Genomic DNA, 12,329 nt, shown 5'->3' with positions numbered 1-12,329 from the left:
ATCCTTGGTCAAGAATCCAGAAAAGAGCAAGGAATCAAACAAACGGGGCGGAATCCTCAATTTCCGCCTCGTTCTTTACCTATTTATGTAAATATTCCACTATTGGAAAATAAAATCATTAGAAAAATTTGAATTGCAGGATTCATAAGCAATAATATATCATTAATAATTATAAAAAATTATTATAAATAATATTAAATAATTAATAATAACGCATTGACAGTCTGACTTCACCAGATAAGATATGGTAAAGAAAAATGGATCAGGAGATTGGGTTTGTTGACATTACTATCTGGATATTTTATAATAAATATGTTAATAAATTCATTTGATCCTATTATAGGATGGGCGGAGAGTTATATCTTTCCGCCTTTTTTTTACCAAAGTTAAAGCCCGAATCAAATACCGTAATCTTTTGGTTTTAATATCCCGTAAATGGGGAAAGTGAGATAGGGAGAAAATTGGAGTAAAAATCATTATTTATAATATTAAATGATTAATAACAATGCATTGTGTCAAGTATAAGTATACTCACCTTACAAACCAACGCATAGGCACATAAATTTATATATTTCTTAACCAGCAACGAATTGACAGTCCAAAATACAAATGTTTATAATAAAGTATGTCCTTTGAATACCACCCTGGTACGCATCCCTCGCGACCGGGGTGTTGTTATTTTATTAACGACGCGAGCTACGGCTGCGATCAGCTTCTTATAGCCGCCGCTTAAAAATTCGGTTGGCACTTCCTTCAGGCAGTATACGGTCAGCACTGCCATGATGGCTGCCGAGAGGATTCGTCCGAGATACCGGATTTTCTCATAGATCTGTTTTCTCTTTTATATTAATTTTAGAATATATATTCTACTGGCACTTTACCGAAAACCATAAGTAAAATTTTGAAATTTTTCAAAAATATTTACCGGAAAAATATTTACAGATTGTCTTTATAAGCATCCACTTACCAAAAGTTACATCAAACCATACAAGTTATTACATCAACGGTTTTTATACCATTATTTCTGGTATGGTGGTTTTGTCGACAAATCAGGTACCGGAAATTAAGAGGAATTTTTATGTATAACAAGGACAAAACTACCATTTCACAAAACTCAAGCACCAAACATTCCGCATTCAATATTTATCAGCTTTTTCCACAACGAACGGAAGATGAATGCCTTGCAGAATTAAAACAATACCCAAAACTTTATTGGACATATAAGAACTGGCCTGATGACTGGAAAAAACGTTTTATGGAATTTATGGAGGGCTAAAAAAGTCTGCCACTAACCTATATCTATCTGCATCATGGAAGAACCATTTTTAATACTGGTGTAAATCTGAGTCTTTTACAGGAATACTATGTCGTTAACCTTGACGTATTTAAAAATAGCAAGTATGCTAAAGATATCAACGATCTAAATGCATGGTTGTCTCTGCTAACCGCTGACTCTACAGACAACCTTACCACACTGATATCCAACTATCCATGGATGGAATCTATATGCCAGGATATATCTGAATATCTGTATCGCCCTGAGGAGGTTATTAGTATGTTTTCAAAAGCATTAAAAAAGATGGATGAAAATACTGTTAATTTTATGATCGAACAGATGAAGAAAGCGTTGGAAGAAAAGGACGCTGCTTTGTCTGAAAAGGACGCTGCTTTGTCCGAAAAAGATGCCGAAATTGCTGCATTACAGGCAAAACTTGCTGCGTTAGAACACTAATGCGCAGTTCATTAACATAATTATTTTTACATAATAATCCCCCGGCTATAATGCTTATTCATTGACATATTCTTAGAATAGATAGCCTCATCACAAAATAGAGGGGCTGTCAACAATATGATCAAATAAAACAAAGTAATTTCGTTACAACGGATACTACAAAAAAGGGCTGCCGCACTAAGTGATTGGTGCGACAGCCCTTTTTTTCGGTGTCATTGCTCATAATAACATATACACAATCGTACTGCCTATGATGCTGACAAATGTATTCTTTTTCCACACATGAAGGGCGACACAAACTGCGGCTGCGATCAACTTCTTATAGCCACCGCTTAAGAATTCGGTCGGTACTTCCTTCAGGCAGTATACGATCAGCACAGCCATGATGGCTGCCGGAAGGATTCGTCCGAGATACCGGATTTTTTCGGGGATTTGTTTTCTCTTTCCAAGAATGGTAAATGGGAGCGCCCGCATAAACAAAGTCGCCGCTGCAGACACAAGGATACAGATCAATACATATCGATCATTCATGGGCTTCCACCTTTCTTTCACAGATCAGCAACAGACCTGATACCAGAATCAAAGTTGGAAGAAGGAAATAATCTTTTCCTATTAACAGAAGCAACAGCACACCTCCGATAAACCCGGCAAGTGCCGGCAAATGCACTTTCACACTTCTCCATTGATCGATCGCGATCGTAATAAATAACGCTGTCATACAGAAATCGATCCCCTCTAATTTCACCGGAAGGATCTGACCGAGTATGCCGCCAAGCACAGCGCCCCCGCGGATGTCAAGTCATTGCTACAAAAAATATGCGGCTTTTTTACCATGAAAATGGCTTAAAACCGCATATTTCTGTATAGAGGACGTTATATAATTGTCACTAAATAGGTGGGGAGGATGTTACGTCATTGTCACAAAATATCCCACACCAAATTATTTTACATCGTACCTTTTAATCTTTGAATAAACTTATTTAACTCACGGTACATAGCCCTACTATTAATTACCTTTCCTAAATTCAAATAAGCTTTTCCCGTCGCATTATCTCTCAACATTGTCTGTGATAATACACCCACAAAAATCAACCTACTTCCAAGTGCAATTCCATCTTTCACAGGATATGTTCCTTGATTATAAATAAAAACTGGACTTCCACTTGATCCTGGAAATACACCTGCATCAATCAAAAATACTTCTTCTCCTTTAAAGTCATTCCATATTGGAGTTGCCGTTATCCCTTGTCTAATTATTGATATCTTATTTTTTTCATCATATAATCCACTTGGATATCCTATGAATGTTACGTTTTCGATTGCAGAAAGCTTATCCTCTTGTTCTTTAGTAGGCACCATATTTTGATCCACTGTTCTAAAAAAAATTTCAATATTTCTATTCTGAAAATCATTAAATGTTCCTGCCAATGGAACCGCAATCAAATCTAACTTTCCTAGTTTATTTCCATCTATAATTGACTTATCAAATTGCACCCTTATTGTTTTATCAGTAGGAAATCCTTTTTCTCCAATATGCAGCTCAACAAATCCAATCATAGCGTCTTTTAGTACATGATAATTTGTTATCAATAATGGTATTGATTCCGTTTCACTTTCACGAACAGAAAACAAAAAACCTGTCCCCGTTGACAGAGATTTATCACTATTTTGTGCGTAAATAGGTACTGTTGTATATAATAGCTGAGTACCAATGTCATTAATTTCCATTTCTACTCCTCACTTTCTTCCGCTGGAACAATTATGTATTCTTCTACGTAATCTGCCAATTTCTTTGCATCTGCCATACTATTTTTCCTTAAAAAATAATATGCAACGCTACATCCAATTCCACCAACTGGACAAATCGAATAAAAAAGTATACTCAAAAATTTTAGTTCATAAGCCACTTGAGATATCAAGGCGCTTAAAAATGCTCCCAGTAAAAGTGATGCTACACCCAAACAAGCTTCCGCATAAGGAAACTTTGTTTGCTTGATTTCCTTACATTCTTTCCGAAGTTTCTCAATTAAACCTATATCCAACACAATTTTATCTCTAGTTTTTGGAACATGAATATTATATGTATCTTTATATTGCAAATTTCTGTTGTTTTCATCACTTATAACATTTCCACTTTCTTCTGCAGTTACGTTAGAAAATGCTTGATACAATTCATCTATTTCTTCCAATTTTTCCTTTCTCCTTTTGTATATTTTCATATTATCGGGTTGAAATCATGCGTAAACTGCAAACTTTTCGTTTCTTAATTTCCATTCGCTATTTCTACCTCAGTAAATCATATATTGTCTTTTCACTTTTTCGCACTTTAGATACTCTCTTATACTCATGAAGACTTTTTTCCAGAATAGATACATCAGCAAAATATTCCTTAACAAACGAAACACTTTTTACATTTTTCATTTTCAAAATAGATTTGCAATATTCACTCGGTGACATGTTCTTTTTCTTTTCAAAATCCTGATATTTTCCTTCGTTGCAAATTATCAGCATTTCTATCTCAGGTGCTGTAATTACGTTCACAACTTCTACTTTTCGCTGATACGCCTTACTTATCTTAAAATTTTCTCTTCTTGAATCAAGTATTCTATACACCGTTATTTTTCCTGAAAAGTCCTTTTTCAAATAACGGGTTTCAAATTCTTTTCCTTTTCTTGTCCTAAGTATTTCACCTTCAAGCAATTCATCTCTTGAGAATATCAATTTATTTTGATCCAATAATAAATCCAGTATCGCAGTTTCAGCTCCTCCTTCACAAATACAAGCCTTATACTTACTCATTTTCTTCTTCATCCTCCCCTATTCTCACACTAGAAAGGACTTTTTTTAATGCCATATATGCTTCATACACTGGAACAGTGCCTTCTAAATATCCACTTTCATATGCTTCACTCTTCTTAATGTCATTTCGTTTTAAAATAAGTGAAAGATTCTCAGCATATATTCCTCCTCGATTTCTAACAATGTAAATGCTATCATTTCTCTCATATTCATCTAATAATTCTGAATAATGTGTAGAATATATTAAAGTAGCACCATTTCTATTTACACTAGGGTTCATAAAAAAGCGAACTAATGTGGTTACAATCTCTTCATTAAAATGGTTTTCAAGTTCATCAACAATTAAATAACCACCTTCTATAAAACAAAGCAGAGCATTCATAAAAACATTTATTCCCTTAATAGTACCCGATGAAAGATATTTTTCTATCTCACTTGGTCTATTAAGTATAATTTCTTCTGATCCATAAAATTTCAGACGAATATCTGCTGATTTTTTTTCTACGCTACATTTAAAATATTCAATACTAGGATCTAAAAAGGTAAGCAGTTCTTTTGGAAATTTTCCAAGTATATTTAACATATTGTGGTTTGTCCACATTAGCATATCTCTTACTGGAAAATTTGATTGCTTTTCCTTATTAATTGCAATCATAACACTTACATCATTTAATAAAAATTGTTCTTTTTCATTTCTTTCAATTCGTATATCTGAGTCTTTAAAATCAAATAGACTCTTCTTTGTTCTTATTTTATTAGCATCTTTCTCCCAAAGTTTTTCTTCCGTAATAATCAATTTTTCTTCATTATCAACTGGGTTTATTTTTTTTTCTATGACTGTCTCAAGTTTATAAACTCTATTCTCATTATAGAAAAAACTAGTGATTGTAACTTTTTCGCCCTCTGATAAATCATTTAATATTTCCTTTGACTTAATATTATTGAGAGCCTCATTATTAAGTAAATTGATAACAAATGAAATTGCTTTTAATATTGTTGTTTTTCCAGATGCATTGAGTCCTATAAATGAAATTGCTTGGTTAGTATAAAATTCGGTGTAATTATTAGAAAAAACATTAAATAATTTTTCCTTATCATTTTCTGCCACTCTTTGTTTAGTAATAAAGTCAATATCTATATTTTCTTTAAAACGTGGCATATTATTTATAAATATTTTCAACAGCCTCACTTTTCATTTCCTCCTTATTCACATTAATTCCGTTATTACATTATATATTATGCCATATCGCTGTCATTTATTCAATATTAAAAACGTGATATCTGTTTTTATTTGTATTTTATTTTCACTCGTCCGTCATCATACACATATATCCCATCCACATACTTTTCAAGCATCTCCTCTGTCAGTTTCTCATACCCCAAAAACTCCATCATCTGCTCCACCGGAATATTCTTCTTCAGCAAGATTTCTTTCTCGCCGCTGATCAATTCTTCCAGTTCCTTTTTTCGTCTTTCCAGGCGTTCTTTTTCTTCCTCTAGCTGCTTCTTTTCACTCAGGAACTCCTCTCGGCTCATCTGCCCTTCATGGTACTTCTCATAATTCTGTTGGTTCTGAACCTTAATCTGCTCTTGGCGTTTTTCACAGTCAGCATTTTCAGCCTTGTATGTCTCATCCGTCATTGTGTGAACCATATATGGATAACGCTTACCCATTTTCTTGAAATCTTCAACAAATGTCAGTCCGTAAAAGAACTGTCTGCTATTCATGAACAATGCAGTCAGTGCGATCGTGAGGATCGATGCACCGCTACTTAAGAATGTTACCAGCACAAACTGAAATGCGCCGGTATATACCGTCAGGCTGGTAAACAACGACCAGAACCATGAAAGTCCTGCTTCCTGCATCATAAGTCCATATGCCATACTGACAAAAAGATAACTTCCGGTGATCGGCAAAGCTTTCACAAATGCCTGTTTTAATACTTCTTTTCTGTCTACAGTCTCCCCAGTCATAATTTTTCTCTATACTCCTAACTCACATTACAATATCTCTGAAATTTTTTCCAGTACCGCTTCCGCCAGCGCCTTGTGTCCTTCTTCATCCATGTGCTCCTGATCCCGTTCCGATGGTACGGCATAATCAGAAGCCGCCAGATAATAAAGTCCTTCTTCCTCTGCGATCTGCCGGTAAATCTCCGGCAGCTCTTTGGACACCTGTACAGAATTTTCCCCAAATTCCGGATCAAATCCATCCCAGACCTTCTCGCCCAGTGCGATCGGTGACATCAGAAGAATCTTCGCTGATGGCGCACCATCCCGGATCTGTCGCACAAGTTTACGGATACCTAAGCCGATACTGCCTGCCGTTGCACCATAAAATGTCTTACAATCATTTGTTCCAAGCATTAAAATGATCAGATCTTCCGGCTTATGGGTTTCTAATATGATCGGAAGGAGTTCACTGCCACGTCTGCCCGGACGAAGCGGATCGTCAAATACTGTAGTTCTGCCACACAGCCCTTCCTCCTGTACAATATATCCCTTTTCCATCAGTCCAGTTCCTACGATTCCGGTCCATCTGGTATCCCAGTCATAGCGTTCTGCCGTTCCCGGCACATAACCATATGTGTTTGAATCACCAAAGCATAATACCTGTCGCATGGCATTTCCTCCTTCTTATATTTTACTAATGCCGTAACGTAATATCATCATGTTTGAACACTTTCGGCATTACCAATCAGAGGACGCTTCCGCTCGTTTCGTCCTGCAACGGTACTAAGCTGCCGCTTACAGCGCCACCTAAGGACCGGCGGACTCAAATGCCTCTGTCTTGGTAATCCGAAGTGTTCAAACTTAATACAATTTTTGTTTCTGCGCATCATTATCTTACTATTCCTATTCGGAATGTATGAATTATATAACAAATTCCAACTAAAATACAATACATAAATATTAGAATTCGTTATAACTTTCTCTTATAGCAAACCTAGTCATGCTATAATCAATACGCTATCCACCATTTACCGCCTGCCTAAAAATAGCAAAAAACTCTACTGCTTCCTAGGGCTGGGTATTATGCTTATTATAAAATAATATTGCGAGATTTCGTTGTTGCCGGATCAGAGTAAGCTACACTAATCTCAAACTACGCTAACGCTCGTCTTCACTAAGTGCTCCGCTCAACCGAAGGCGAGTTAGCACAGGAGTATTTACGAATCAGGCATGTGCAGTGAACAGAAATCACAGCACGTTATTTATAATAAGAGCAACCACCAGAGACAGGTAACAGTAGAGTTTTTACTATTTATCACTCCAATTCAAATGCTCCGGTATAAAGCTGGTAATAGGTTCCTTTCTTTGCGATTAGATCCTCATGTGTACCACGTTCAATGACTGCGCCATGATCCAGTACCATGATAACATCCGAATTCTTAACTGTAGACAAACGATGTGCAATGACAAATACGGTTCTACCTTCCATCAGCCGGTCCATTCCCTGCTGAACCATCGCCTCCGTTCTTGTATCGATCGAGGAGGTTGCTTCATCCAATATCATAACCGGCGGATTGGATACGGCTGCTCTTGCGATCGAGATCAACTGCCGCTGTCCCTGTGACAATCCGCTTCCATCTCCGGCAAGCACCGTGTCATAACCATTTGGCAGCATCATAATGAAATTATGCGCATTCGCAAGCTTGGCGGCTGCAATACATTCCTCATCCGTGGCATTTGGATTTCCATATTTCAGGTTCTCCATAACCGTTCCGGTAAACAGATTGACCTCCTGTAATACAATACCGAGAGATGCCCGCAGATCCTTCTTGCGGATCTTATTAATATTGATTCCGTCATACCGGATCTTACCATCGTCTATATCATAGAAACGATTGATCAGATTGGTGATCGTCGTTTTTCCTGCTCCGGTCGCACCTACAAATGCGATCTTCTGACCCGGTTTCGCATAGAGCGTCACATCACGCAGGATCTGTTTGTCCGGATTGTAGCTGAAATCCACATGATCCAGAACGATATCGCCCTCTAATCTCTGGTAAGTAAGACTGCCATCCTCATGTGGATGCTTCCATGCCCAGATTCCGGTTCGTTCTTTCACTTCCACCAGCTCACCATTTTTCTCTTTGACATTTGCAAGTGTTACATAACCATTATCCACTTCCGGTTCTTCATCGATCAGCTTAAAGATACGTTCCGCGCCTGCAAGTGCCGTTACGATCGCATTAAACTGATTCGAAAGCTGTGAGATCGGATTGGTAAAGTTCTTCGACAACGTAAGGAAGGATGCGATCATACCAAGAGTGGCTGTATTCGTTCCGACCAGCGTCAGATTCGTTGCACCGGAGATCGCAAGCCATGCTCCAACAACCGCTACAACTACATACTGCACATAACCAAATGCATTCATCATCGGCATCATTCCGCTTGCATAACCATTTGCACTGGCTGCTGCCTGCTGCCATTCCTGATTCTTTTTCTGGAAATCTTCTCTGGCTTTCTCTTCGTGGCAGAATACCTTAACAACCTTCTGGCCATTGACCATTTCCTCGATATAACCATCTAATGCACCAAGTGTCTGCTGCTGTTTTATAAAATAAAATCCACTCTTGCCACCGATGACCTTCACCAGCTTCATGATAAAGAACAGCATCACGACAACGATCAGTGTCAGATAAATGCTCTGATATAACATACAGCAGAATACCGCAACAACCGTACATATCGATGAGATCATCTGTGAAAGGGACTGTGCGATCATCTGGCGGAGCGTATCAGTATCGTTGGTATAGCAGCTCATGATATCTCCGTGTGTATGCGTATCAAAATAACGGATTGGCAGGCTCTGCATCTTCTCGAACATCTCATCTCGTATGGTTTTCAGAGTTCCCTGTGCGATCCCTACCATCAGGTAGTTATAAAACCATGTAGAAAATACACCGATCAGGTAAATAACGCCGACCATACAAAGTGCCTTGATCAGCCCGGTATAGACCGGATGATCCATTGCAAGGATCGGGGTGATATAATCATCGATCAGTATCTCGATAAACATTGCCGACGCTACACTTGCAAGTGCACTTAAGATAATACAGATAAATACAACAACCAGCGTCTTCTTATATGCTCCGATATAGGACAGCAGCCGTTTGGCTGTATTTTTATTGACCCTGCTGCCCTGCTCTCTGTCGGGTGCGTCCATCTGTTTCTTCTGTTTACTCATCCTGACCGCCTCCCTTCTGCTGTGATTCATATACTTCTCTGTAGATCGGACTCTTTACGATCAATTCTTCATGCGTACCTACATCCATGATCTTACCATCATCCAATACCACGATCTTATCTGCGTGCTGAACAGAGGAAATTCTCTGCGCAATGATGATCTTGGTCGTGTCCGGCAGGTATTCGGCAAATGCTTTCTGGATCATCGCATCGGTCTTTGTATCAACCGCACTGGTCGAATCATCGAGGATCAATATCTTCGGTTTCTTAAGAAGTGCCCGCGCAATACAAAGACGCTGCTTCTGTCCACCGGAGACATTTGTTCCACCCTGTTCAATGTAGGTATCATATCCATCCGGCATCGCCTCAACGAATTCATCCGCGCAGGCAAGACGGCAGGCTTCTTTTACTTCTTCATCCGTCGCCTGTTCATTTCCCCAGCGGAGGTTCTCTTTTATTGTCCCTGAAAACAGTTCATTCTTCTGAAGAACCATTGCAACTGCATCACGAAGCACCTGCAGGTCATATTTGCGGACATCCACGCCACCGACCATAAGTGTTCCGCCTGTCACATCATACAGACGAGGGATCAACTGGACAAAGGAAGACTTCGATGAACCGGTTCCACCGATAATACCAACGGTCTCACCGGATCGGATCTTAAGATCTGCTCCGTCAATAACTTTCTTATCTGCCCGTTTGCTGTAAGAGAAATCCACATGATCATACACGATCGAACCATCTGCAACAGTCTGAACCGGGTTCTCCGGATTCTGTATCGTAGTTGTCTCCTCAAGCACCTCAACGATACGTTCCGTTGAAGATCTGGATATCATGATCATGACAAATACCATTGATAACATCATAAGTGACATCAATATCTGCATCGCATATGTGATAAGTGCAGTCAACTTACCGGTCGTAAGTCCAAGTGCTTCATTATTTCCGCTTGCCACAATGGCTTTTGCACCGATCCATGAAATTGCGATCATACATCCATACATGAAGAACTGCATCAAAGGAGAGTTAAATGCCAGGATTCTTTCTGCCTTTACAAAATCCTTATAGATATCACCTGATGCATGTTTGAATTTGCCGATCTCGGCTTCCTGCGAATTAAAGGATTTGACAACCCGCATTCCCTTTACATTTTCCTGAACGATATTATTTAAACCGTCATATTTGTGGAATACCCGTTCGAAGATCGGGTGCACCTTGGTTGCTATAAATATCAGACCGAATCCCATAAACGGAATAACGATCAGGAATATCCATGCCAGCTTTGCATTGATCGTAAAGGAAACGATCACGGAAAAGATCAGCATGATCGGTCCTCTGACTGCAATACGAATGATCATCTGATATGCGTTCTGAATATTCGTTACGTCTGTGGTCAGTCTTGTTACGATAGATGAAGTGGAAAACTTATCTATGTTAGAAAATGAAAATGTCTGGACATTATCATAGATATCCTGTCGCAGATTTGCGGAAAATCCTGCTGACGCTTTCGCACCGAGAACTGCTGCAAGCACACCTGTTAAAAGCTGTAAGGCTGCAAGCACAATCAGCCATGTTCCATCCTTTACGACAATACTCATCTTTCCACCTTCGATACCAAAATCCAACAGATCAGACATACAAAGTGGAATTAAAATCTCAAATACTACTTCAATTACTGCACAGAATATCGTAAGCAGTGTCGGCTTCTTATATTCCCGCAAACTTTTTAATAATTTTCTGATCATACGTCCTCCTTCTTTCTTTATCTGATATTTTCATATAATTTTTCAAGCAGCTTTTTCGCCTGCGCCACCTCATTCTCTGAAAAAGAATGAAGCAGTCTCTGTTCCGCAGCTCTCCTGCCTTCATACATTTTATTGAGCAGTTTTTCAGCTTCACAGGTGCTGCATACCATCTTATTTCGTTTGTTATTCTCATCCAGATGACAGTTCAGATAACCTTTCTTTTCCAGACGGTTCACGATGCCGACAACTGTCGGATGCGCTACATCCAGAAATACCTCGATCTCCTTCTGTGTCACCATTCCACCATTCCAGTACACATATTCAATCACTCTTGCCTGTGAACTGGTCAGATCCACGTCACATAAATATGCGTCAAATCCGGCCTTCAGCTTATCATTGATCCGCTTAATATAATAACCGATGTCCTTCTCCGGACCACACGGCAGCTTTCGATCTGCATCCATATCCTTTTCCTGTTCCATTACGGTTCCTTTCTTTTATTTACAGCTATGTATAATTCCCGGAAAATGCTCTTACATTTAATGTTATATAGCTTGCATATCTTATACATACTATACATCTTTTTTCATGTGTAGCACGCTACATTTTAGTTCAAAAAAAAGAATGTGTCAACACCACTTCCTGTATTTTATATTAAAAAACATAAAATCTTTCTCTTATAGTCAATTATCTAATTATACAAAAAACTCTACAGCACTCGGTCACGGGGATGGTGCTTGTTATAAAATAACATTGCGAGATTTCGTTGTGAACTGCACATTGCCAGTAAATACGAGTGCTTGTCTGAGCCAAAGGCGAGTTAGCACAGGAGTATTTACGAATAGGGCAATGTCCAGAGA

General features: G+C 38.6%; 14 protein-coding genes. 2 read left to right on the top strand and 12 right to left on the bottom strand.

All coding sequences use genetic code 11. From position 1 onward, the window contains the following. Nucleotides 1–613 precede the first annotated feature (613 nt). Entirely contained in the window at nucleotides 614–829 is a 216-nt protein-coding gene (locus OCV60_RS13100; protein ID WP_334307892.1) for a hypothetical protein, read from the bottom strand. Between the two features lie 249 nt (nucleotides 830–1,078). Here OCV60_RS13100 and OCV60_RS10900 point away from each other — a divergent pair, with 249 nt between their 5' ends. Beyond that, the gene (locus OCV60_RS10900) at nucleotides 1,079–1,276 is read left to right on the top strand and encodes a hypothetical protein (protein WP_021943203.1); all 198 of its coding nucleotides are present in this window, start codon (nucleotides 1,079–1,081) and stop codon (nucleotides 1,274–1,276) included. Between the two features lie 279 nt (nucleotides 1,277–1,555). Beyond that, nucleotides 1,556–1,732, top strand: coding sequence for a hypothetical protein (locus OCV60_RS10895; RefSeq protein ID WP_021943204.1), 177 nt, complete (start codon nucleotides 1,556–1,558; stop codon nucleotides 1,730–1,732). A 219-nt stretch (nucleotides 1,733–1,951) separates the two neighbouring features. On the opposite strand, the gene OCV60_RS10890 is transcribed toward OCV60_RS10895, so the two are convergent. From OCV60_RS10890 to OCV60_RS10840, 11 genes are all read right to left on the bottom strand, one after another. After that, on the bottom strand, nucleotides 1,952–2,263 hold the full coding sequence (locus OCV60_RS10890; RefSeq protein ID WP_021943205.1) for a branched-chain amino acid transporter permease: 312 nt from the start codon (nucleotides 2,261–2,263) through the stop codon (nucleotides 1,952–1,954). Continuing rightward, a complete protein-coding gene (locus tag OCV60_RS10885) occupies nucleotides 2,256–2,510 on the bottom strand; it encodes a hypothetical protein (protein ID WP_262530157.1) in 255 nt (84 codons plus the stop codon). Before OCV60_RS10885 ends, OCV60_RS10890 begins: the two co-directional genes overlap by 8 nt. A gap of 167 nt (nucleotides 2,511–2,677) precedes the next feature. Continuing rightward, entirely contained in the window at nucleotides 2,678–3,460 is a 783-nt protein-coding gene (locus OCV60_RS10880; RefSeq protein ID WP_262530156.1) for a S1 family peptidase, read from the bottom strand. 2 nt (nucleotides 3,461–3,462) lie between these two features. Continuing rightward, nucleotides 3,463–3,921: a hypothetical protein gene (locus OCV60_RS10875; protein ID WP_262530155.1), complete on the bottom strand. Its 459-nt coding sequence runs from the start codon at nucleotides 3,919–3,921 to the stop codon at nucleotides 3,463–3,465. A 94-nt stretch (nucleotides 3,922–4,015) separates the two neighbouring features. Next, nucleotides 4,016–4,531, bottom strand: coding sequence for a hypothetical protein (locus OCV60_RS10870; RefSeq protein ID WP_262530154.1), 516 nt, complete (start codon nucleotides 4,529–4,531; stop codon nucleotides 4,016–4,018). Next, a complete protein-coding gene (locus tag OCV60_RS10865) occupies nucleotides 4,524–5,720 on the bottom strand; it encodes an AAA family ATPase (protein WP_262530153.1) in 1,197 nt (398 codons plus the stop codon). The genes OCV60_RS10870 and OCV60_RS10865 overlap by 8 nt, the downstream gene beginning before the upstream one ends. A 98-nt stretch (nucleotides 5,721–5,818) precedes the next feature. After that, nucleotides 5,819–6,505, bottom strand: a complete 687-nt coding sequence (locus tag OCV60_RS10860; protein ID WP_262530152.1) for an AzlC family ABC transporter permease — start codon at nucleotides 6,503–6,505, stop codon at nucleotides 5,819–5,821. Nucleotides 6,506–6,532: 27 nt separating this feature from the next. Beyond that, nucleotides 6,533–7,153, bottom strand: a complete 621-nt coding sequence (locus OCV60_RS10855) for a GDSL-type esterase/lipase family protein (protein ID WP_021944502.1) — start codon at nucleotides 7,151–7,153, stop codon at nucleotides 6,533–6,535. 646 nt (nucleotides 7,154–7,799) lie between these two features. Next, nucleotides 7,800–9,725 carry an ABC transporter ATP-binding protein gene (locus tag OCV60_RS10850; RefSeq protein WP_021944503.1) on the bottom strand — a complete coding sequence of 642 codons (1,926 nt, stop codon included), beginning with the start codon at nucleotides 9,723–9,725 and terminating at the stop codon, nucleotides 7,800–7,802. After that, the gene (locus OCV60_RS10845; protein WP_117785263.1) at nucleotides 9,718–11,469 is read right to left on the bottom strand and encodes an ABC transporter ATP-binding protein; all 1,752 of its coding nucleotides are present in this window, start codon (nucleotides 11,467–11,469) and stop codon (nucleotides 9,718–9,720) included. Before OCV60_RS10845 ends, OCV60_RS10850 begins: the two co-directional genes overlap by 8 nt. Before the next feature lie 17 nt (nucleotides 11,470–11,486). Then, the gene (locus OCV60_RS10840; RefSeq protein ID WP_008402340.1) at nucleotides 11,487–11,951 is read right to left on the bottom strand and encodes a MarR family winged helix-turn-helix transcriptional regulator; all 465 of its coding nucleotides are present in this window, start codon (nucleotides 11,949–11,951) and stop codon (nucleotides 11,487–11,489) included. Nucleotides 11,952–12,329 lie beyond the last annotated feature (378 nt).

Source organism: Coprococcus ammoniilyticus (genome assembly GCF_025567345.1).
GTDB lineage: Bacteria > Bacillota > Clostridia > Lachnospirales > Lachnospiraceae > Coprococcus > Coprococcus ammoniilyticus.
This window is presented reverse-complemented; position numbering and strand designations above follow the sequence as displayed.

Bases quoted from the DNA above. Each gene is read 5' to 3' on its own strand.
- OCV60_RS10860 (WP_262530152.1), bottom strand. From the start codon at position 6,505: ATGACTGGGGAGACTGTAGACAGAAAAGAAGTATTAAAACAGGCATTT.
- OCV60_RS10850 (WP_021944503.1), bottom strand. From the start codon at position 9,725: ATGAGTAAACAGAAGAAACAGATGGACGCACCCGACAGAGAGCAGGGC.
- OCV60_RS10870 (WP_262530154.1), bottom strand. From the start codon at position 4,531: ATGAGTAAGTATAAGGCTTGTATTTGTGAAGGAGGAGCTGAAACTGCG.
- OCV60_RS10880 (WP_262530156.1), bottom strand. From the start codon at position 3,460: ATGGAAATTAATGACATTGGTACTCAGCTATTATATACAACAGTACCT.
- OCV60_RS10895 (WP_021943204.1), top strand. From the start codon at position 1,556: ATGTTTTCAAAAGCATTAAAAAAGATGGATGAAAATACTGTTAATTTT.
- OCV60_RS10890 (WP_021943205.1), bottom strand. From the start codon at position 2,263: ATGAATGATCGATATGTATTGATCTGTATCCTTGTGTCTGCAGCGGCG.
- OCV60_RS10845 (WP_117785263.1), bottom strand. From the start codon at position 11,469: ATGATCAGAAAATTATTAAAAAGTTTGCGGGAATATAAGAAGCCGACA.
- OCV60_RS10900 (WP_021943203.1), top strand. From the start codon at position 1,079: ATGTATAACAAGGACAAAACTACCATTTCACAAAACTCAAGCACCAAA.
- OCV60_RS10855 (WP_021944502.1), bottom strand. From the start codon at position 7,153: ATGCGACAGGTATTATGCTTTGGTGATTCAAACACATATGGTTATGTG.
- OCV60_RS10840 (WP_008402340.1), bottom strand. From the start codon at position 11,951: ATGGAACAGGAAAAGGATATGGATGCAGATCGAAAGCTGCCGTGTGGT.